The following is a 16,914-nucleotide window of genomic DNA, read 5'->3' on the forward strand; positions in this document are numbered from 1 at the left end:
CCTAATATTTTAATCCTAGTTTTTGTAGATTATCTTGAACATAATATTGAAAGGAATCGACTGTGTGATCATCTTCTTTAATAACCTTTGGATCATCGCTTTGTAGTGTATTTGCATCCCATTGATACTTTCTATGTTCTTCAATAAATATTTGATTAGCAGGAGTATTCAACACGAAAAAACGTCCTTGGGCCATTAAGTCCTGGACGTTATCAATCATGTCTATTTTCTTTTTCTTCGCTACAGGATGTAATCTGATCCCATAATCCTTAAAGAATTGATTACGCAGCGCACCTTCTGCCGAGTCAATTGTTTGTTTATCGAAGAATCTATTGTAAACCTTAACGGTACTATCCATCCATTCTTTCAAGTCCTTAGATAATTCACTTGGCGCTTTCTTTACTACTTTATTAGCAGGACTGTAATAGTACGTATCTAGCAATATAACGTTTCTTTTCTTAGTAAAACCGATTGCTAAATGAGTCGTTGCAGATACCTGGTGCCCTGTATCGCTTGCTGTATCGATAAGTATAATGTCATCATCGTTCGGTAATTCATCGATTAATTGGATGTGATTCATGTTATATACCATGTCGCCTAAACCGATAACTTCACCGCCATACATCCAACGCCAATAATCCAAGTCGTGCACCTTATACTTCTCAATCTTTCGTATCATTTGCTGAGATAAGAATCCCTTTTTATCATCCATGTACGTTGAATGGTGGATGAAGTAATCCTCATCATTAGCCTTGCTATCTAACCACTCATTAATCCAGCTGTATGGATTCCTAGGAGGATTATATGAGAAGTATACTTTTACTTCTTTACCTTCTATCTGCTGGCGAATGAAGGTATCCTCAACAATATCTATATCCTCTACACCAGCAAACTCTGCTGCTTCCTCATACCATAGCGCCATGACGTATCCTTTTGCAATCTTAGCTGACTTTAGTTTTAGTGGATCGTCGCAGCCATAAAAGTAAAACGCAGTATTAGTTTGCTTATGCCTTATGATTAATGGCGACTTACCAAAGTAAAACTCACTTTCAACACCAAGCATATAAATGGCCCATTTAATTTGCTCATATATAGATGTAGAAAGGTACTTACCGACTTTTCTCAAGCAAACTACATTGCCCTGGTCATCTTCTAAGAAATCCGTTACAAGCTTCATAGAAATAACCGATGACTTCATTGAAGAACGGCCGCCCTTTGCAACGATATGTGATTCATCAGCAAGCCATAGCGAATAGAAATTGACGTTCATCAAGTCCATGATGTTAACTGTCTTGGTCATTTTCCATTGCCTTCCTCATGGCTTCCTTATCGTTTACAATAATGACACGGTTACCATTACTGGAGTCGTCTGTGAGCTCCTTAATTTCAGCTTTCGTCTTCTCAATTCCCAGTCTCATTTGCTCTAACTTCATCCGTCTTTCATCATCTATATTAGCTAACTTATTAAACCGCTCTATCATGGATGTTAATGTATTCGTTGCCTTCGCATAAGCATTGAGCAAATTTGCTTGTTTATCCCAAGCAAATTGTACAGTATAGGCTTCTCCACTCATCGATTCGCTGATAGTCTCTTTAGACATGTCATTTGGACCACGCACATGCATAATACGTTGCGAATTGAGGATATTGAAATATTGCAATTGAATAGAGTTCCATAGTATATCTAATTCACTATGATTCTCTATTTCTTCAAGTAATTCCATTGCACGCAGATCATCTTGAGGTATTATCTTCCTAAATAGACCATGCTTAACTGCATTTGTATTGCGAGTCGGAGCAGCTCCACCTTTATTTCCTTTTGCATACTGATTACCTTTAGGTGCTGGTTTACCAGGTTTCTTCCTTGGTTTGGAACGTTCTGTATCTTTCGGAACGTTCTTTTCATTTTTATGGAACGTTCCATTCAATTTATCGTTCCACTTATCTTTATTTTTCCACCCTCGAACTGTACCTTCTGAGATACCAAGTTCTTCTGCAATCTCAACAAGTGGTTTATCACCTTTACTTGTTTTGTATATTTCAAATGCTTTGTCTCTGTCTGGGCTTCGTTGCCTAGCCATATTCACCACCTCGCGGTAATTCCTTTATAAAATAAAAAAGCAGCGGCTTCGCTACTTTAATTGTTTATTATTTGCTTCATATTCTTTTATGTAGCGGTATAGTGTAGCCCTTGCTACATCAAACATCTCGCATACTTCTTTTTTTGTTTTACCAGCATCAAGCATTTCCATCATACCTTTGATTTGTTGAGGTGTATGTGCTTTTTTTCTGCCGCCTTCTCTTCCTCTTGCTTTTGCAGCAGCTACACCACTTATAACACGCTCATTAATAATTGAACGCTCCATTTCAGCTACTGCCCCGAATATATGAAATAAAAATTGCCCCATTGTAGTAGAAGTATCAATACCATCTTTAATAGATACAAAATTAATTCCTTTTTCATTAAATTCTTGTAATAAGTTGGCAAGTTGGTGCATAGTTCTTCCTAATCGATCTAACTTGTAAACAACCAATTTATCACCTTTACGAAGTTTACTAAGAAGCAGCTGAAGTTCTTTTCTATCTTTCCTTGCTCCGCTTTCCTTCTCACTAACTATTTCGTCACAACCATACTTATTAAGTTCATCATATTGCATATCTAAGCTTTGCTGTTTTGTTGAAACCCTTGCATAACCAAATATCATAGAACCATCACCCTTTCTCTTATGGTTCTATCGTATCAATTTCCTGTATCAAAATCAATTGTTTTTGATACATAGTTTTGAGAAAGTTAAAACGTTGATTTACTGTATCGTTTAATCGTGTATCGAAATGAAATGTTTTTGAGACATCATTTTTCTTTCATGCGATGTTCTATTCCAGCCAAAGCAGATTGAATAAAAATCTTTTCCTCATCTCCTACTTGAGATAATAAATTATCGACAACTTGTTTATCTGCATTAGCCAACAAAATGACAGAAATATTTGCAATACCATTTACATATGATGTTGCATCTTTTATCTGGCCATCAATTTGCATAGTGAATGTTACATTCAATGTTTAACACCTCACGTTTCACTTACATTTTGTTAGTAGTGTTTGTTTTGTTAACTATCTCTATTTTAGTTCAAGCTCTTCCCAATCTTCCGCTAAGATATCAGAAACACTCGGCACCCACATAGCATGTGAACCATCAGCACATTTAAGTTGCAAGTATGGTCTACAAATAAATAAGTCCCCCTCATTCATTCCCCATGCTTCAGCAGTTTGTTTATTACATGGAATTCCTTGAGGATAGCCCTTCTGATAAACAGCAAACATCCCTTTACCATTCCATCCTGAACGAAATACTTTCGCTCCTTCTTTTAATCGCTGTAATGCCCAGCCGAAATCACCAATAGTTGCATTCATAATATTTCCTCCTCTATTTTCGTTCGTTGTGTTCGTTTGTTTTGTTAGAAATCTTCTTCCATACCACACGTTGGACAAAAACTAATATCACAACATGGGCATCGTACCCACCATTCATTACAAGTTGGGCATTGATCCATTCTCCTCACCCCTTATCATCCCTTATCTACAATTCAGTTCATTTTCTCTTATCGCTTTCAGCTGCTCCATTTCCTTTTGCACTGATTCAAGATTACGGAGACAATCCTCCGCCCATTTATCTTCTGATTTCCTGTCCCATCCGATTCTATAAGCAAAATAGATTAGCAGAAAGGTAACCAGTATACCTGCAAAATACCCTAAAAAGAAGCTTAACCACGTCATGCTATCACTTCCTTCGTAAAATGAAATAAGACGCTATACCGACCACGGTAGCACCTATAATAATGGAAACTATTTTGACCATTGTTGCTTCATTCCTTTGAGCACTCGTTCAGCAATTTTCTCTTTTTCATCTTTTGTTAAGTTAGGAGCATCAATCGTAACGCTATAGTTATTTTTTTTCGATTCTGTTTTGCTAGACTTTAATGCAGCATAGATTACAGCTACACCAGCACCAACAAATGTCACTTTAATTACGGTATCTAATATGAGTGATGACCACATTAGGAAATCAAACACTATCATTCATCCTCCTATTCAAATGTCCATTTTGTTCAATTGTTTAATATGTAATTTCTATATAACAACGAAAAAAGCACCCATTTTTGATGCTATATATTCATTAATACTTTTCTTCCTTCACCGTGTACATATCTACCAACAATACACGCTTCTTCCAGTCGTTCCATAATTTTAGCAGCTGCAACATATCCAATAAGAAATTTGCGTTGTAAATCAGTTACATTAACTACCTTTAAGGTAACAACAAATTGTTTAGCCTCTTCATAATGCTCACTTGCCACTTCATCACTTAATCGTGCCCATGACATATAATCACCATCTTTTTTAAATAATAGAAGCCACCACAGTTAAGTGATGGCTCACGGCTTATAAAAATATTAAAGTGGATGGGAGAAACCTCATTCACGAAAGGGGATTTCGAAAATGAATCAATTTAAGGCTAAGAATACTCTCAACCTTCTCCAAGCCACCGTATCAACTAGTATGGCTACACGCCCTGTGTTCGGTGACTGGGAGAAGAGCAAGAGTCTTTCGTGCGGACTCTCACCGCCTAATCAGGTCCCTTTCACTTGTCTTCCCGTTTATACTCCATAGAGTCGTGGCTACAGGGAGTCGAACCCCTCTTTTATGTGCGTATTTCGTGCACCTGGCGCCTACCTTCCACAATGTTCAATTTGCACTCAGTCGTGCGGGGAGCAAGTCCCAAAATATATGCCGCGCTCATTGCAGCTTTGAGGTTCCCGTTCCTCTTTCAACATACAGCGTACTATATGCTCAAAGAGAGCTATGGGAACTCTCTTGTTTATACTCCGTAGAGTCGGTCAATACTTCAGCTACCGCCTTTGCTGACCGTTTCTGATATAGTCGATATCATTTCAAAGACATGGAAAGAAATCCATGTATCAAGACGCATAAACTTATTCCGGCGCCTTGCGTGAACCAATACAATGGGAGGATAGATGGGATGGCATCGTATTGGCTCAAACAAAGAGCGGAACTCTTTGCATAGCGAAAATTCGTGAGTAATCGCTATAGTGTAATGTGTCCAAATTAACGAAAGATCATGTTTTTCATATCAGCTTGTTCAAATTGTTCTCATTACTATACTTGTACCGAAAACGCGGTGTTCATTCAATCATATGAACCATCGCCCTTCCATCTTCGAATACAGTATTTTTAATAAAAACTTTGGAAAATAAACTCTATGACAGGAGTTTTACTACCTTTGAATACACAAACAGGTGGATGCTTGTATGTTCAATGAGAAGTAAAACAGTGTAACGAATGCGAGCAATATTACACCCGCTACACTGGAATATGTCTTAATTAATTTTAAACCTTTTAGCAATCCTTTTCTTCTTTAAAGGGAATCTTCTCACCCTTCACCACGGATTTTTACCGCCGACAGCCTGCACCTATACACTTTGTTGCAGTAACGTTTTGTTAATGGGGTTATTCTGTAACGGATTGTGATTACTGAATAAGTACGCTATCCCCTTTGTTATGCCGTTTTCAAAGAACAAATAACTTGTAAGATAATGATAGTTTGAATAGCGCATTTGCTTATCCGCTCCTTTATCGTTAATTTATCCGCGTTTTATCCGTGTTTTCCACTCAAAACATTCTTCTATTGAACCAAATACTATATCACCCTGTTCATCTTGCAAAAATGATTTTATATCCTTTCTCAATGCTTCGTCGTCTACTAAATAATAGAGTTTAAGCATCTTATTTCTATAATCAAGAAACTTCCTTTCAAATAGCTCTGCCTTCTTCTCCTGTCTTTTTGCATAAGACTTTAACCTATCTGTATTCATTTCTCTTCCCTCCATTTATATAATTCTTAATGCCGTAGCAATTGCCATAATCGCATTTTTCTTCTGAGCATAGAACCAATTGTTTTCTAAAAACATTTGAGCTTTCACATTCTTATCACTTACCATTCCACTTTTAAGATACTTCCGCTCAATGATTTCCCTTTGCTCTGGATCTAACGCATGCTCTATCGCTCGTTTAATTTGAGTATATTTGTAATCATTGATTTTCTTAGTGTCACGTAATTCAGGAAACAAAGAGATATTTTGATTTGCGCATTCCTCCTGGTTTTGCATACGAACCTTTAAAACTCTGTAACTGAATAACTCTTTCGCTACCTCTTTTTGTATCAGTTTGTACTCCTCATTTGTGATTTCTGGAAAGAATGCTAATTGCTCCACCTGGAATCCCCCTATTTCGAATTTGTTTTTTAACATCACATAAGGTACGTGAAATTTTACTATCTATCTTCTGAATAAGGGAACGATGACTACAATACAGCCCCCACCACACTGTGAGTCATGGTTCCGTTATCCATTAAGCTGTTTGTTTTCGATTACCTCTTATTTTCTTATCCTCAATCCATCCTTCACTAAATAACCGTTTCAATTCCTTAAACTTAAAGGTCCCGTACATCCAAACTTTATGACGTTCCCATCCAAAACCTGGTTCATCACGATACAAAAAGCATTCTTTACTTCCTGTACGTCTTTTCATCCATTCAGCTCCTTTATGATCTCGTCCATTGCCTTGTATCCTTGTCCCATATCACAACGATTAACTCTTGTTTATGCAGATACTCCCATAACTTCTTTCTGAGCGGGAATCCTTCATTGATTGCCTTCTTACTTCCTTTCACATCCACCACTTCTATCTGGCCATCTGAGTACGTTACTTTAAAATCAGGAGTAAACTTCATAGCTGACTTTTTAGACTTACCATTCTTCGTTATGCTGCTCTTAATCTCAAAAGATGGTATTAGTTCATATTGAGGATGGCACTCAATGTGAGCGACATCCTCCTGTTTTTTTAAGTACTTGTAATAATCTGCTTCTGATTTTGAATCAAACGTTATTCCATCGATAACAACGGATTTACTATTAATCTTTGGTTTAGCTTTTACTTTTCTCTTTCGTTGTGTCTTCATTGATCTCTTCATCAATCCAAACTCCTTGTACCTTTATTCCTTTTAGTTCATCTATGTCTAACTTTCTATTGGCCTTTGTCTGTGTTAGCTTTAATGCTTCTCGTAACATCCCCATCTCTTAACCTCACTTTCTATTCCATGCACTCCTTACACTCTTCAAGGAAATCAATAACCTCTTGTACCTGATCTTTCGTTGTAATAGTCTCCATTAGATATCCTGCTATATCATAAACTCCTATATTTTTATTTTTGAATTCCATTTGCAACATTCCATCTTCGCCAAATAATTTGATATTTTCTTCCATTCTCCTAACCTCGCTTTCTAACCAAAGGATTATTTGGTTGAGTTTTAGATACTCTCATTGATTTTATCGATAAGCTCATTTAATTCTGATTCAGTTTCCATATCCGCTGTATTATCAGCAATTTCTTGTAACTTTGTAGACAGTGCTAATAAGAACCTTGTTGATGCTTGCATTTCCCTCTACCTCCTACTTCATTTTCAATATTCGTTCCATATTCTCTAGATAAGTTTTCAATATCAATTTTGATGTTCTTCCATCACTGTATTCGTATCTTCTTTTTAACCACTCATACCATCCTTGAATTTGTTGTTCTTTTGTTTCCTTTGATTTATCCATCCTTCTTCCTCCCATGAATAAAACTCAATATTCCGTCCATACTGTAGATATAATCTTTCTCCAGTTCCCCATTGGAGCCGAGCAGTTAGCTTTTGCTAGCTGCTCTTTTATGCTAGTGATGAATCAATTAGTAACGTTGTATTTTCGCTTGAATGAAAATCGCAAGCCGCTTCAAAATAATGTTTCCCACCGTATTTTATTGTCGCATTTATATACATTCCAAAAGCTACATCCTTTTTAAGCTCTTCCGCCTTACCTTCTGCCATAACCTCAGCTATTGAGTTACCACCGACTTCAGTTTGATAAATTTCATACGCCTTTTTCTCACTTTCTGCTGCAACCATAGCCCAATATTCATGATTATTAAACTCAAAGTATTTCATATCCATTCCCCTTTCTTTTACTAGTTGTCCTTTTTGTTCTTCACGAGTTCTTTCAGTTGATCTAGTGTATCTAACATATTTCGATTTCCTAATTCTCGCTTTTCTTTTTCTAACTCTTTTACTTGTTTCCGTAACTCTTCAACTTCATTCTGTAGCTTGCTGCATGTCTTATGAGAATGAGCAAGTTGCATCCTTAAACCATCTCTGGTTCCACGGATTCTGAAGCATTTCCCATGAAAAAAATCATTATTTTCATCCATTTCCCATTCATCTTCATAAACAGCATCTTCACACAGCTGACACCATCCAACGATACAGCCCATTGCCATTAGGTCACCTCATTTCTCTACAAAATGAAATTTTTATACTAATCTCTTTGCTATTTCATAAATGACTGGTACGGTCACTGAGTTTCCTGCTTGTTTATAAAGTTGAGAATCCGAATTTACTTCCTGTGCTTTATCAAATGCCCAATCCCAATCTATGTCAATCTCCAATAAACTCTTCTTCTCCCCGTACATGAATTTTTGTATGACAACTTCTACAAAGTAGGATAATGTTCGATAAATCGTATCTAGATTCTTCGTGTTCAACACTTCTTTTGTGATGCGCATGGAATTCTGATTCGTCTTCACATCTTTTTCCACAGCGTTCACAACACTCTCTATCTTCGATAATCCATCTTCTGATTTCAGCCATTCTTTTATTGTGTTCATATGTGACTGATTGGTAGAATTTATTTCCGTTCCACTTCGGACTATTTTCTCCTGAATTAGATTCATACCAACAATCAGGGCTACAAAACTTTCTGTCCGAATAGGCAGGTGATACATATCGTTCACCACCACACCATTTGCAAATTTGTAGGATTTTTCTTGATTGCGTATTACTAGAGTTTTTCCCTCGTAGCTTATATGCACATTGTTTTGAACATGTTTTTCTTCTCTTTTTGTGTTCGAATCCTTTTTCGCAAACTTCACATTGCTGATACATAAATATCCCTCCATCTTTATTCTTGGAAAGCCCTGAAGTCTCCAACATTCTCTTGGTGTTAATCTGCGAATTCGATAAGGTGGTTTATTTTCGATTGTCGCTTGATTACAAGCTGTATCCAATGTTTGAGCAATTCCTTTTCCGACTCTTCCTCTTCTTGTTTTACTTCCAGGTACAGAGAAGTTAATACTATCGCCAATTTTAGCTTCGGCATAACCTTGCTTGGTAGCTTCTCTTATCAACACGCCATGTCTATCTTGTGCTGTTAATGTAAACATCGGTTCTCCAGGTTCTTTTATCCGTCTTCCATTCTGTCTCTTTTCTGCTCGATCTGGTGTAAGGACTGGTTGAATAATTTTTAATCCTTCACCTTTATTTGTTGTTAAAGTAGGCGACAATCCATCAAAGCTATATACATTTCCGTTCATTCCATTACCAGATGGATTGATATTTCCTACTCGCTGAACACTAACCGTTTCACAGCTTCTTCCGATAGGAAATACTTCTCTGGTACCTCGTCCTCTAAGATGTCCAATAATGAACACCCTCTCTCGATTTTGCGGGACTCCGTAATCTTTGCTGTTAAGTAACTGCCATTCCGCATCATACCCCAATTCATCAAGCGTGGAGATGATTGTTCTAAATGTGTTCCCTGAGTCGTGATTGAGTAAGCCTTTGACGTTCTCAAGGAATAAATATTGTGGTTGGATTTCTTTGGCGAATCTAGCAATTTCAAAGAACAAAGTTCCTCTAGTTTCTGCGAATCCCAATCGCTTTCCGGCAATTGAAAAGGCTTGGCAGGGAAATCCACCACAGATAATATCGACCTTTCCTCTAAGTGATCGTAAATCGTTGTTTGTAACGGTTGTGATGTCATGTGCCGTCCACTCTCCTTCTATATTGTGTATTGCTTCGTAACTTTTTCTAGCAAACTTGTCCCATTCCACATACCCTACACATTCATGACCAGCGGCTTCCATTCCTAATCGGAAACCGCCTATCCCTGCAAATAAATCTAGGAATTTCAAATACTATTCCCCTTTCTTTACAATATCGCCATTCCTAATTCTTGTAGCGATTGCCCTTTGTAATCTTTCGCTAATTGGTCTTGGTTCATCATTAATTAATCCGCACTTAGGACAATATTTTATCCACCGTTCCAATAGTTTACTGTAATCAAATCCCCTAAAATCATGTTCGCAGTTTTCATTTAACATCTGATTCCCTCCATTCTCCTTTTCTAATAAAATAGCGTTTTGGTTCAAATTATGATTTAATGATTGTCCATTCCCCTGAATCGATATGATTTTGAGCTTGCTCCATGCTAATTGCACTACCAGAACCATCCGAATAAACAACTTGAATCTTCCCAGTCATGAACCCATCAAAGTCATGATCGTATGAAATCAATGCATTCCCTAAACCACGTACTTTAACAAATTCGCAACCGTCGATATCCTCTACAAGAAATCTTGATTTTGGCTTAATCACTTTCACTTCATGTGGTACACCGGATTCTCTAGTACAGTATTCCGCATCACGATATGCATCAAAGATATTTTCATGTTCGCACATTAATTCTCCACCTAAATACATTCCAAACTTCATATCTCTCATTCTCCCTTTCTCCAAAATAAGGATTTGGTTAAATTACTTAATGTACAATTTCACTTTCCTCCTCAAATATCCAATCAATATCAACATTTTCAATCGGTGGCATTTCTCCTAATCGTTCAAATGCCGTTTTTTTCATTTCCTTAAGACGATCATCAAAATCTTTTGTACTCTCAATAATTCTCTTTAGATGTTCACCAACTTTTTCAAAAAACTTCATTGTTTCTTCCTTAGTCGCAGTAACCATCCTAATTTCAAGAGACATCGGAATATTTATAGCATTCACACCAGATGTTACTTCTGAAATATTAATAGATTCACTCAATGGAATAGCGCAAAAACGATATTGACCTACTTTAATTTCATGCCCAACTGCAGATTCCCATTTTTCAAACGCTAAATAAAAACGTTGAGATTGTTCATTTACTTTGATTTTCATTCCGTTCCCCTCCAAAATAAGAATTTTGTATTAAACCTCAATAGTTAAGTTAATAGCTCCAACTTGATCTAAACTTACTAATAAGTTCTCTGCTACTAACTTTGCCTTTTCATCAGTAGCAACTGCGATTTTCTCTCCATCTACGGTAATTATTGCTTGTTCTCCGATATACTCCATTTTTACATCCTGCATATTTCACATCTCCTTTTCTACAAGATAACTATTTTGTTTGGTTTTCATTTCCATTGTTTCAACCATTTCTTCTATACAACTCATACATAATTTACTGTCTGTTCTTGTTTCACCATAATATAAAACTTCAACTTTTTTATTTGTTCCGCAGGTTGCACATCTTTCTCCCTTATTAGCCTTTTCCCAATGAAATTTATTCACGATTCTCCCTCCTTTTCGATTAAAATAACGCTTTTATTCAATTCTTGTAAGGTTGCCAATCCATACCGTCCAAATTGCATGTTTCCTTTCCATACACTTTACGCCCACGTCCTTGCTCAACTTCTTTAATTTCGTACCATTTACCGGTATCATCATCTTTCACAACACCTTTACTTGGTTTGTAAGAGAACGAAAATACCTTTTTCCCATCAACATAAAATGGATACATCCGTAATCACCCCTTTTTAATAAAAATCCGACAAGCTCATCCCAACTGAGTGTAATTCGCATGTTTGGTTACACGTTCCATATAATCCATGAAACTTATTCCGAATATCTAGCTTTCTCCCGCATTCACCACAAACACTAAACACTTTTGTGAATCTCCATCGTTGCTTTTTCATTAGTTCATTTCCCCTTTCTTAATAAAATTCAAAATCTATTACATTAACACTTTGGTTTAGTTTTCTGCTTCTCTTCTTTTTATTTCGTTGTTTATTTTCTCAAGTGTGTTAATATATGCTCTTGCTGAATGAAACCAATTATTTCTTATAGCTTCATCGCAATCGTAAATGTTGTTTTCTCTTGCATACATCAATTCTCTTTCTGTCCATGTTTCCATTGGTTTTTTATCCATAACATTTAATTCCTTTCTTATAAAATTCAAATTTGGTCTTACTTTACGCCCGTGCTACCAAACCCACCGGATCCGCGCTCGCTTTCCGATAGCTCGTCCACTTCCACAAAATGGGCTGTTTCCACTGGCGCTATAACGCCCTGTGCAATGCGTGTCCCTCTTTCAATAACATGTGCTTGCATATTAGGCCCTACAACTCGTTCAGTGTTATCAACAATTACACCAACTTCTCCCCTAAAACCGCTGTCCACAGTTCCAAGTATCACTCGTAACTTCGTATTACGCGTCATACCGCTACGTGGTCTAACCTGCAACTCATACCCTGGTGGAATCTCAAAAGCTAGTCCAGTCGGTACCACTTTTGTTTCTCCTGGCCAGATAATTGTGTCCTCTGCTGCTACCAAATCGAATCCAGAATCGCCAGGATTCGCATATCGTGGCAGTTCCACGTCTTCATTTAACCGCTTGATTTTCACTCTTAATTTCATCTTCCCCGCTCCTTATAAATAACTTTCCAATTTCTCTTTCTGCTTTTTCAACACTTCCAAAGAGAGCGTCGTCTTCCGCTTCTCGTTATCCAATCCCACCAAGTGATATTCCATCTTGCGAATCTCACTTTCTACTACTGCGAGCTCACTCTCAACCTGTACTCTTGTAGCTTCTTGCTTCACACAATCCCTCCTATAAGCCTAATTCGCTCATGATCTTTCCTTCTTCAAATCCCCTAACAATATTGCCGTTCTCAAATTTGAAAGCAGGTAAACTCATTAGGCCTAAATCATCAGCTTCAACTTTATAAATGATATGTTTATCAATATTTCTTTCTTCTAACTCAATATCTACTGGTGCGAATCCTAGAAAGTGCTTTGCTCTTTTGCAATTCGGGCAGTCATTTTTTGTGTACATAATAATCTTAGTTGCCATTCTTATTACCTCGCTCCGCTTCTTGTTTTTGGTAAAACTCTTTAATCGCTTTTTCCCAATACGTGTAATTACAACTTGTTATGTTCATTGTTTCGCCCCTTCTAATAGCCGTTCCAGTTCCTCGCAACTTCCCTCGTAAAGATCACGGCCATCTTTCAATTTGAATATGTTTCGTTTAATTAACGCTTCTATCAATCTATCTTCCTTGCTCATGTATCCTCCTGCTGCTTTTGTTCTTCAAACATTGTCCAGTACAACGAACCTTCCTTGAAAAGTCTGTTATAGCACCGCGGTTTCATATGCTCTGCAATACATTCCTTGCTACAATATCGTTCATCATCGTATTTACAATGGAATCCTTCTGCGATTTCCTTTCCACATGCGGAACATGTCGTTCATGGCATACCCCTCACATATTCTTCCTTCAGATCTCGCACAAGCATAATTTCCTTTGGTCCCACTTCATGACCTAGTGAATCCACTGTCCTTGCATGAGCCTCTCCATACATGGTCACGCGTGATACTGCAATGCGTTCACCTGTTTGTTTGTGTGTCCAGAAACCGTGTAGCCGTGCTCTCTCTTTTGCCGTCATGACGTTTCCTCCTATGCTTGTTTTCTTAGATTTAACGCCTTGCCTTTTCGATAAAAGTCATTGTCAGCATTTGCTCGTTTAATTGTTTCCTCTAACGTAAGCAGCGGCGTGTTAATTGCTGTTTCAATATCCCAGTGACGGCTTTTTCTTGCTAGTAAAGCATGGTAATTAACACCATTCGATTCTGCTGTTTTTATTTCTTCTTCTGTAAAAGGCCTGTTTTCTTTTCTTACTTGAAGCGCGAGTTTTTGAGATTCTTGTATACTCATTAGCGGAGTAGTTGCAGCCTCCGAAGGTGTCATGCCTTTTTCTCTTCGTTTCCTGTATGTTCGTGCTGATATACCATGCGCTGCCGCAATTTCTTTGTATTCCTTCCAACCTGTTTCATTCGTTTCTCGTACTGGCTCGGTGATAGCTCTTTCCTTTTTCCAACGATATCCGTATACTCTTTGTTTCAAAGTACCTTCGCTAATTCCATTTGAAGCAGCTCTTTCAAAATCTTCTGGAGTGAGGTAGAAATCACTCATAACTATTCCCCTTTCTAATCCAGCGCCAAAAATTCAGCTCTTGTACGATTCGAATGTTTTATCTTAATCTTCTGAATACCTTTCCCATGTTCTTCTATCGTTGCATCCCACGCTTCGCTTTTTGTCTTGATCATAGAAGTGAACCTCGTATGACGTTATGACGCTTGGCTTTGCAAGGAATCGTTCCACCGTGCTTGTTGCGGAGTAGTCGAAACTTCCCACGACATCCTCTAGTGTTAGTTGTTTCATGCCCCTAACCCCATTGGACGTGATTTAATTTTGCTCTTATCAGCCTGATCCATTATCAAGGCTGCGATTTCTAACTGGTGTCTTCCTAATTCTTTAGCAATTTCAATAAAGCTTTTCCCCTCTTTCCACATTTCTTGGAATCGAATCACTTCACTCTCATCGAATACCAAGTCAAGTTCTTCTAAAGCGATATACAGGTTACGACGCGACTTTTTCATGTGCTTCCTTTGCTGCGCTGCTATTGTGTAATTCTCCATTTCTATTTCTGTTCCAAGTCTCGGCATCCCATTTCCCCTCCAGTTGTAATTGATGAATCGCTCTTAGTCTCGCTATAACAGCATGACGTCTTCTGTCCACTTCTTCAGGACTAATATTCCCTGCTGCGCAAATACATGGTGCAAATTGATAACAGCCGTTCCCTTGATCGTTTCTGATTACCCCAGTTCCTTTGCATGCACACATCTTAATTCCCCCTTTTAAAATGGCAGTGCTTTTCTTCTGTAATCCTTTGTATCTTTGAAAACAAGTGCTTTAAAGTTATTGAAGATACGCGATACAATTCGCTCATCATATGCACCCTCTAAACGCTCTCCTGTAAGGTTTGTTGTGAAGATAGTAGATTTACCTTGCCTACCATCGAAAACATCGAATAACACCCTATTAATGAAGTTTGTCGCTTTTGTATTGGCATCTAATGCGCCTAACTCTGCTCCTAAATCATCGACTATTAATATTTCTGCTCTTACTAATGTTTGAATGATTGAATCCTCAGTTAAGGAGGAATCTTTATTGAACGTGCTTTTAATCTTCCGTAGCAATTCGCCAACTGTGACGAAAACAACTGACTTCCCTGCTCCTGCAAGCTGATCTGCAATAGAGTAAGCAAGATGTGTTTTCCCAGCCCCGCAGTTACCAGCCATAATGGTGTTGAATATTTTTTCATTTAGATAATCAGTTGCAATAACCTTTGCGAGTCCAAGGTTCTTTTCTCCTTCCTCGCTAGTAGGTTCATAGTTTTCAAAGTTAGCATTCATAATATTGGTATCTGCAATCATGCTTTGTTGGTGGAACAAGAATTTCTTTTCATTCGCTTTATCAGCATCGTATTTTGCTTGTTCTTGTTCTTGGAGCTTCTTACTTTCGTTTTCAAGGAAGCAGCGAGGACACACGACCTGGCCACCGAATTTCATCTTATTCATGCCATGCGTTTCACAAACATCAGAATCCATAGTCATATTCACCTTTTTGGCTATATCGGTTGGTATTGCCAGTGCCGCTCTCTGCATTGTTCTTCGCTCCTTTTGTTTTTTCGTTTAAGTAACCTTCAAATTTCGTTCCGAATAACGTTTCTGGTCGTAAGTACTGGTTCATACTCGAATCAGTTAGCCATTGTGCTGTTTTAATATCAATCACCTGTTTAAAGTCTTCTAAAGTAAAACCGTCTTTAAATCTAGCTTTGATTAATGATCTCGTTTTAGCTGTTTTTGGTTTATATGATTTTTTAACTTTTTCATTCAGATAAGAAACAATATCCTCATAAGGGATGCAGTCTTTTGACCGCTTTTTTTGGTCAGAAGACATATTATCTTCTAATGTAGTAATCTTTGTTGTAGTCTCTGTAGTAATCTCTGTTAAAGAATTTACCGTTTCGGTAAGTTCCATTTCACCCAAAGGGGAAATTGGAATTTCCCCAAAGGTCAAAATCCATTTCACCCTTTCGGTAACTTCGGAAATGTTTAACTTAATGTGATTGGTAGGAGCGCCGTTGAATTTGAACTTCTGAACTTCTACAAATCCTTTTTCAATTAAGATTTTGATTGCTCTGTCGTACTGTTTAGGCGTGATTCTTATCTCGTTTCGCCAATCTTCCCGACTTTTAGCTAACCAAAACTCTCCGTTTTTCTTAACTCGCAACTTACTCTTTCCTTGTTCGTTAGGCATGTACCAATAAACAATTTGTCCTAATAAGATGCCAGCAATTAAATCTCCAGTGATATCTACATAAGCGAGTCGCACCATATAACCGCTTCTTGCAAAAGTTTCTAGTTGAAATATATTGCTACTCATTTAGTTCACCTTCTTCATAACCACTTCATAATAAAATCCGCGATCTCTTTCCTTCTTGATGCAATTTTTAAATAAATGCGGGTTTTCTTCTTTTTGTGAAGCGACTGTTTCTAAAACCCTACGAATCTTAAACACATATTCAAATCCTTCTTCGTCTAAAGGTTTGCATTTCTCGATTAATCCAGTAACAGTTTCATCTTTCAAATACCGTTCGTTTGCGTTTCTACCGAAGAATGCTAGGCGCATAGGACCATCTCTAATGATTGTTTCCATCTTTTAATCACACCTCTCACAAATAGCAAATCCCCCCGCAACTTTCAGGACCCTATAACCTGGGTAGCGTTTTGGATTTATATATTTCAGTACGTTTTGTTTTACATCATCTATTGTTTTGGCATCCTTCCAGCACCAAGCCGG

Annotated in this window: 38 protein-coding genes and 2 pseudogenes; all 40 read right to left on the reverse strand. The window is 37.6% G+C overall.

Annotated features, from left to right (window positions below):
• Position 1 precedes the first annotated feature (1 nt).
• On the reverse strand, positions 2–1,300 hold the full coding sequence (locus COO03_RS11750; RefSeq protein ID WP_097897366.1) for a PBSX family phage terminase large subunit: 1,299 nt from the start codon (positions 1,298–1,300) through the stop codon (positions 2–4).
• Positions 1,284–2,081, reverse strand: coding sequence for a phage terminase small subunit (gene terS / locus COO03_RS11755; protein ID WP_097897367.1), 798 nt, complete (start codon positions 2,079–2,081; stop codon positions 1,284–1,286). Before terS ends, COO03_RS11750 begins: the two co-directional genes overlap by 17 nt.
• A gap of 51 nt (positions 2,082–2,132) precedes the next feature.
• Positions 2,133–2,705, reverse strand: a complete 573-nt coding sequence (locus COO03_RS11760; protein ID WP_097897368.1) for a recombinase family protein — start codon at positions 2,703–2,705, stop codon at positions 2,133–2,135.
• Positions 2,706–2,851: 146 nt separating this feature from the next.
• Positions 2,852–3,040, reverse strand: coding sequence for a hypothetical protein (locus COO03_RS11765; RefSeq protein ID WP_097897416.1), 189 nt, complete (start codon positions 3,038–3,040; stop codon positions 2,852–2,854).
• A 78-nt stretch (positions 3,041–3,118) separates the two neighbouring features.
• Positions 3,119–3,412, reverse strand: coding sequence for a DUF2829 domain-containing protein (locus COO03_RS11770; RefSeq protein WP_097897369.1), 294 nt, complete (start codon positions 3,410–3,412; stop codon positions 3,119–3,121).
• A 162-nt stretch (positions 3,413–3,574) separates the two neighbouring features.
• Positions 3,575–3,775 (reverse strand): magnesium transporter, encoded by a 201-nt coding sequence (locus COO03_RS11775; RefSeq protein ID WP_097897370.1) that lies wholly within the window; start codon positions 3,773–3,775, stop codon positions 3,575–3,577.
• A gap of 69 nt (positions 3,776–3,844) precedes the next feature.
• Entirely contained in the window at positions 3,845–4,078 is a 234-nt protein-coding gene (locus COO03_RS11780) for a hypothetical protein (RefSeq protein WP_255257252.1), read from the reverse strand.
• Between the two features lie 86 nt (positions 4,079–4,164).
• Positions 4,165–4,383, reverse strand: coding sequence for a DNA translocase FtsK (locus tag COO03_RS11785; RefSeq protein WP_097897371.1), 219 nt, complete (start codon positions 4,381–4,383; stop codon positions 4,165–4,167).
• A 1,278-nt stretch (positions 4,384–5,661) separates the two neighbouring features.
• Positions 5,662–5,892 carry a hypothetical protein gene (locus COO03_RS11790; RefSeq protein WP_097897372.1) on the reverse strand — a complete coding sequence of 77 codons (231 nt, stop codon included), beginning with the start codon at positions 5,890–5,892 and terminating at the stop codon, positions 5,662–5,664.
• 15 nt (positions 5,893–5,907) lie between these two features.
• On the reverse strand, positions 5,908–6,291 hold the full coding sequence (locus COO03_RS11795) for an ArpU family phage packaging/lysis transcriptional regulator (RefSeq protein WP_097897373.1): 384 nt from the start codon (positions 6,289–6,291) through the stop codon (positions 5,908–5,910).
• A gap of 136 nt (positions 6,292–6,427) precedes the next feature.
• Positions 6,428–6,607, reverse strand: a complete 180-nt coding sequence (locus COO03_RS11800; RefSeq protein ID WP_097897374.1) for a hypothetical protein — start codon at positions 6,605–6,607, stop codon at positions 6,428–6,430.
• 13 nt (positions 6,608–6,620) lie between these two features.
• Positions 6,621–7,049 (reverse strand): DUF1064 domain-containing protein, encoded by a 429-nt coding sequence (locus COO03_RS11805; RefSeq protein WP_255257253.1) that lies wholly within the window; start codon positions 7,047–7,049, stop codon positions 6,621–6,623.
• Positions 7,003–7,152: a hypothetical protein gene (locus tag COO03_RS26990; protein WP_176524412.1), complete on the reverse strand. Its 150-nt coding sequence runs from the start codon at positions 7,150–7,152 to the stop codon at positions 7,003–7,005. The genes COO03_RS11805 and COO03_RS26990 overlap by 47 nt, the downstream gene beginning before the upstream one ends.
• A 16-nt stretch (positions 7,153–7,168) precedes the next feature.
• Positions 7,169–7,342: a hypothetical protein gene (locus COO03_RS26995; protein ID WP_176524413.1), complete on the reverse strand. Its 174-nt coding sequence runs from the start codon at positions 7,340–7,342 to the stop codon at positions 7,169–7,171.
• 44 nt (positions 7,343–7,386) lie between these two features.
• Entirely contained in the window at positions 7,387–7,515 is a 129-nt protein-coding gene (locus COO03_RS27555; RefSeq protein WP_255257254.1) for a hypothetical protein, read from the reverse strand.
• A gap of 13 nt (positions 7,516–7,528) precedes the next feature.
• The gene (locus COO03_RS27000; RefSeq protein ID WP_176524414.1) at positions 7,529–7,678 is read right to left on the reverse strand and encodes a hypothetical protein; all 150 of its coding nucleotides are present in this window, start codon (positions 7,676–7,678) and stop codon (positions 7,529–7,531) included.
• A 107-nt stretch (positions 7,679–7,785) separates the two neighbouring features.
• The gene (locus COO03_RS11810) at positions 7,786–8,061 is read right to left on the reverse strand and encodes a hypothetical protein (RefSeq protein ID WP_097897376.1); all 276 of its coding nucleotides are present in this window, start codon (positions 8,059–8,061) and stop codon (positions 7,786–7,788) included.
• Positions 8,062–8,081: 20 nt separating this feature from the next.
• On the reverse strand, positions 8,082–8,390 hold the full coding sequence (locus tag COO03_RS11815; protein WP_097897377.1) for a hypothetical protein: 309 nt from the start codon (positions 8,388–8,390) through the stop codon (positions 8,082–8,084).
• A 157-nt stretch (positions 8,391–8,547) separates the two neighbouring features.
• A complete protein-coding gene (locus tag COO03_RS28130; RefSeq protein ID WP_097897418.1) occupies positions 8,548–9,102 on the reverse strand; it encodes an HNH endonuclease signature motif containing protein in 555 nt (184 codons plus the stop codon).
• Positions 9,103–9,134: 32 nt separating this feature from the next.
• Positions 9,135–10,022 (reverse strand): annotated as a pseudogene (gene dcm, locus COO03_RS27565) (DNA (cytosine-5-)-methyltransferase); the annotation flags it as partial.
• A 63-nt stretch (positions 10,023–10,085) separates the two neighbouring features.
• A complete protein-coding gene (locus tag COO03_RS26405) occupies positions 10,086–10,388 on the reverse strand; it encodes a hypothetical protein (protein ID WP_141523426.1) in 303 nt (100 codons plus the stop codon).
• Positions 10,321–10,662 (reverse strand): hypothetical protein, encoded by a 342-nt coding sequence (locus COO03_RS26410; RefSeq protein ID WP_141523427.1) that lies wholly within the window; start codon positions 10,660–10,662, stop codon positions 10,321–10,323. The genes COO03_RS26405 and COO03_RS26410 overlap by 68 nt, the downstream gene beginning before the upstream one ends.
• Before the next feature lie 46 nt (positions 10,663–10,708).
• Entirely contained in the window at positions 10,709–11,107 is a 399-nt protein-coding gene (locus COO03_RS11845; protein WP_097897378.1) for a hypothetical protein, read from the reverse strand.
• A gap of 30 nt (positions 11,108–11,137) precedes the next feature.
• Positions 11,138–11,299 carry a hypothetical protein gene (locus COO03_RS27010; RefSeq protein WP_176524404.1) on the reverse strand — a complete coding sequence of 54 codons (162 nt, stop codon included), beginning with the start codon at positions 11,297–11,299 and terminating at the stop codon, positions 11,138–11,140.
• A 3-nt stretch (positions 11,300–11,302) separates the two neighbouring features.
• A complete protein-coding gene (locus COO03_RS11850; RefSeq protein ID WP_097897379.1) occupies positions 11,303–11,500 on the reverse strand; it encodes a hypothetical protein in 198 nt (65 codons plus the stop codon).
• A gap of 37 nt (positions 11,501–11,537) precedes the next feature.
• The gene (locus tag COO03_RS11855) at positions 11,538–11,729 is read right to left on the reverse strand and encodes a hypothetical protein (RefSeq protein WP_097897380.1); all 192 of its coding nucleotides are present in this window, start codon (positions 11,727–11,729) and stop codon (positions 11,538–11,540) included.
• Positions 11,730–11,745: 16 nt separating this feature from the next.
• Positions 11,746–11,904 (reverse strand): hypothetical protein, encoded by a 159-nt coding sequence (locus tag COO03_RS27015; RefSeq protein WP_179863013.1) that lies wholly within the window; start codon positions 11,902–11,904, stop codon positions 11,746–11,748.
• Positions 11,905–11,960: 56 nt separating this feature from the next.
• A complete protein-coding gene (locus COO03_RS27020) occupies positions 11,961–12,137 on the reverse strand; it encodes a hypothetical protein (protein WP_176524406.1) in 177 nt (58 codons plus the stop codon).
• A 38-nt stretch (positions 12,138–12,175) separates the two neighbouring features.
• On the reverse strand, positions 12,176–12,625 hold the full coding sequence (gene dut / locus COO03_RS11860; protein WP_097897381.1) for a dUTP diphosphatase: 450 nt from the start codon (positions 12,623–12,625) through the stop codon (positions 12,176–12,178).
• A gap of 12 nt (positions 12,626–12,637) precedes the next feature.
• On the reverse strand, positions 12,638–12,808 hold the full coding sequence (locus COO03_RS27025) for a hypothetical protein (RefSeq protein ID WP_176524407.1): 171 nt from the start codon (positions 12,806–12,808) through the stop codon (positions 12,638–12,640).
• A 10-nt stretch (positions 12,809–12,818) separates the two neighbouring features.
• Complete coding sequence (locus COO03_RS11865; protein WP_097897382.1) at positions 12,819–13,061, reverse strand: glutaredoxin family protein; 243 nt, start codon at positions 13,059–13,061, stop codon at positions 12,819–12,821.
• A gap of 84 nt (positions 13,062–13,145) precedes the next feature.
• Complete coding sequence (gene fbpA / locus COO03_RS11870) at positions 13,146–13,274, reverse strand: Fur-regulated basic protein FbpA (protein WP_097897383.1); 129 nt, start codon at positions 13,272–13,274, stop codon at positions 13,146–13,148.
• A 182-nt stretch (positions 13,275–13,456) separates the two neighbouring features.
• Entirely contained in the window at positions 13,457–13,654 is a 198-nt protein-coding gene (locus COO03_RS11875) for a hypothetical protein (RefSeq protein WP_097897384.1), read from the reverse strand.
• Between the two features lie 11 nt (positions 13,655–13,665).
• The gene (locus tag COO03_RS11880) at positions 13,666–14,181 is read right to left on the reverse strand and encodes a hypothetical protein (protein ID WP_097897385.1); all 516 of its coding nucleotides are present in this window, start codon (positions 14,179–14,181) and stop codon (positions 13,666–13,668) included.
• 14 nt (positions 14,182–14,195) lie between these two features.
• Positions 14,196–14,430: pseudogene (locus COO03_RS27570) on the reverse strand (hypothetical protein).
• Positions 14,427–14,714, reverse strand: coding sequence for a helix-turn-helix domain-containing protein (locus tag COO03_RS11890; protein ID WP_097897386.1), 288 nt, complete (start codon positions 14,712–14,714; stop codon positions 14,427–14,429). The pseudogene COO03_RS27570 and the gene COO03_RS11890 overlap by 4 nt, the downstream one beginning before the upstream one ends.
• On the reverse strand, positions 14,629–14,892 hold the full coding sequence (locus COO03_RS11895; protein ID WP_097897387.1) for a hypothetical protein: 264 nt from the start codon (positions 14,890–14,892) through the stop codon (positions 14,629–14,631). The genes COO03_RS11890 and COO03_RS11895 overlap by 86 nt, the downstream gene beginning before the upstream one ends.
• A 14-nt stretch (positions 14,893–14,906) precedes the next feature.
• On the reverse strand, positions 14,907–15,665 hold the full coding sequence (locus COO03_RS11900) for an ATP-binding protein (RefSeq protein WP_097897388.1): 759 nt from the start codon (positions 15,663–15,665) through the stop codon (positions 14,907–14,909).
• Positions 15,649–16,497: a conserved phage C-terminal domain-containing protein gene (locus COO03_RS11905; RefSeq protein WP_097897389.1), complete on the reverse strand. Its 849-nt coding sequence runs from the start codon at positions 16,495–16,497 to the stop codon at positions 15,649–15,651. The genes COO03_RS11900 and COO03_RS11905 overlap by 17 nt, the downstream gene beginning before the upstream one ends.
• A complete protein-coding gene (locus tag COO03_RS11910) occupies positions 16,498–16,770 on the reverse strand; it encodes a hypothetical protein (RefSeq protein ID WP_097897390.1) in 273 nt (90 codons plus the stop codon).
• Positions 16,771–16,914 lie beyond the last annotated feature (144 nt).

This window comes from Bacillus sp. AFS098217 (assembly GCF_002551815.1).
Lineage (GTDB): Bacteria > Bacillota > Bacilli > Bacillales > Bacillaceae_G > Bacillus_A.

Excerpts from the sequence above, each read along its gene's own strand:
- COO03_RS11750 (WP_097897366.1), bottom strand. The coding sequence starts at position 1,300 with ATGACCAAGACAGTTAACATCATGGACTTGATGAACGTCAATTTCTAT.
- terS (WP_097897367.1), bottom strand. The coding sequence starts at position 2,081 with ATGGCTAGGCAACGAAGCCCAGACAGAGACAAAGCATTTGAAATATAC.
- COO03_RS11760 (WP_097897368.1), bottom strand. The coding sequence starts at position 2,705 with ATGATATTTGGTTATGCAAGGGTTTCAACAAAACAGCAAAGCTTAGAT.
- COO03_RS11765 (WP_097897416.1), bottom strand. The coding sequence starts at position 3,040 with ATGCAAATTGATGGCCAGATAAAAGATGCAACATCATATGTAAATGGT.
- COO03_RS11770 (WP_097897369.1), bottom strand. The coding sequence starts at position 3,412 with ATGAATGCAACTATTGGTGATTTCGGCTGGGCATTACAGCGATTAAAA.
- COO03_RS11775 (WP_097897370.1), bottom strand. The coding sequence starts at position 3,775 with ATGACGTGGTTAAGCTTCTTTTTAGGGTATTTTGCAGGTATACTGGTT.
- COO03_RS11780 (WP_255257252.1), bottom strand. The coding sequence starts at position 4,078 with ATGATAGTGTTTGATTTCCTAATGTGGTCATCACTCATATTAGATACC.
- COO03_RS11785 (WP_097897371.1), bottom strand. The coding sequence starts at position 4,383 with ATGTCATGGGCACGATTAAGTGATGAAGTGGCAAGTGAGCATTATGAA.
- COO03_RS11790 (WP_097897372.1), bottom strand. The coding sequence starts at position 5,892 with ATGAATACAGATAGGTTAAAGTCTTATGCAAAAAGACAGGAGAAGAAG.
- COO03_RS11800 (WP_097897374.1), bottom strand. The coding sequence starts at position 6,607 with ATGAAAAGACGTACAGGAAGTAAAGAATGCTTTTTGTATCGTGATGAA.
- COO03_RS11805 (WP_255257253.1), bottom strand. The coding sequence starts at position 7,049 with ATGAAGAGATCAATGAAGACACAACGAAAGAGAAAAGTAAAAGCTAAA.
- COO03_RS26990 (WP_176524412.1), bottom strand. The coding sequence starts at position 7,152 with ATGGGGATGTTACGAGAAGCATTAAAGCTAACACAGACAAAGGCCAAT.
- COO03_RS26995 (WP_176524413.1), bottom strand. The coding sequence starts at position 7,342 with ATGGAAGAAAATATCAAATTATTTGGCGAAGATGGAATGTTGCAAATG.
- COO03_RS27555 (WP_255257254.1), bottom strand. The coding sequence starts at position 7,515 with ATGCAAGCATCAACAAGGTTCTTATTAGCACTGTCTACAAAGTTACAA.
- COO03_RS27000 (WP_176524414.1), bottom strand. The coding sequence starts at position 7,678 with ATGGATAAATCAAAGGAAACAAAAGAACAACAAATTCAAGGATGGTAT.
- COO03_RS11810 (WP_097897376.1), bottom strand. The coding sequence starts at position 8,061 with ATGAAATACTTTGAGTTTAATAATCATGAATATTGGGCTATGGTTGCA.
- COO03_RS11815 (WP_097897377.1), bottom strand. The coding sequence starts at position 8,390 with ATGGCAATGGGCTGTATCGTTGGATGGTGTCAGCTGTGTGAAGATGCT.
- COO03_RS28130 (WP_097897418.1), bottom strand. The coding sequence starts at position 9,102 with ATGTTGGAGACTTCAGGGCTTTCCAAGAATAAAGATGGAGGGATATTT.
- COO03_RS26410 (WP_141523427.1), bottom strand. The coding sequence starts at position 10,662 with ATGAAGTTTGGAATGTATTTAGGTGGAGAATTAATGTGCGAACATGAA.
- COO03_RS11845 (WP_097897378.1), bottom strand. The coding sequence starts at position 11,107 with ATGAAAATCAAAGTAAATGAACAATCTCAACGTTTTTATTTAGCGTTT.
- COO03_RS27010 (WP_176524404.1), bottom strand. The coding sequence starts at position 11,299 with ATGCAGGATGTAAAAATGGAGTATATCGGAGAACAAGCAATAATTACC.
- COO03_RS11855 (WP_097897380.1), bottom strand. The coding sequence starts at position 11,729 with ATGTATCCATTTTATGTTGATGGGAAAAAGGTATTTTCGTTCTCTTAC.
- COO03_RS27015 (WP_179863013.1), bottom strand. The coding sequence starts at position 11,904 with ATGAAAAAGCAACGATGGAGATTCACAAAAGTGTTTAGTGTTTGTGGT.
- COO03_RS27020 (WP_176524406.1), bottom strand. The coding sequence starts at position 12,137 with ATGGATAAAAAACCAATGGAAACATGGACAGAAAGAGAATTGATGTAT.
- dut (WP_097897381.1), bottom strand. The coding sequence starts at position 12,625 with ATGAAATTAAGAGTGAAAATCAAGCGGTTAAATGAAGACGTGGAACTG.
- COO03_RS11865 (WP_097897382.1), bottom strand. The coding sequence starts at position 13,061 with ATGGCAACTAAGATTATTATGTACACAAAAAATGACTGCCCGAATTGC.
- fbpA (WP_097897383.1), bottom strand. The coding sequence starts at position 13,274 with ATGAGCAAGGAAGATAGATTGATAGAAGCGTTAATTAAACGAAACATA.
- COO03_RS11875 (WP_097897384.1), bottom strand. The coding sequence starts at position 13,654 with ATGACGGCAAAAGAGAGAGCACGGCTACACGGTTTCTGGACACACAAA.
- COO03_RS11880 (WP_097897385.1), bottom strand. The coding sequence starts at position 14,181 with ATGAGTGATTTCTACCTCACTCCAGAAGATTTTGAAAGAGCTGCTTCA.
- COO03_RS11890 (WP_097897386.1), bottom strand. The coding sequence starts at position 14,714 with ATGCCGAGACTTGGAACAGAAATAGAAATGGAGAATTACACAATAGCA.
- COO03_RS11895 (WP_097897387.1), bottom strand. The coding sequence starts at position 14,892 with ATGTGTGCATGCAAAGGAACTGGGGTAATCAGAAACGATCAAGGGAAC.
- COO03_RS11900 (WP_097897388.1), bottom strand. The coding sequence starts at position 15,665 with ATGACTATGGATTCTGATGTTTGTGAAACGCATGGCATGAATAAGATG.
- COO03_RS11905 (WP_097897389.1), bottom strand. The coding sequence starts at position 16,497 with ATGAGTAGCAATATATTTCAACTAGAAACTTTTGCAAGAAGCGGTTAT.
- COO03_RS11910 (WP_097897390.1), bottom strand. The coding sequence starts at position 16,770 with ATGGAAACAATCATTAGAGATGGTCCTATGCGCCTAGCATTCTTCGGT.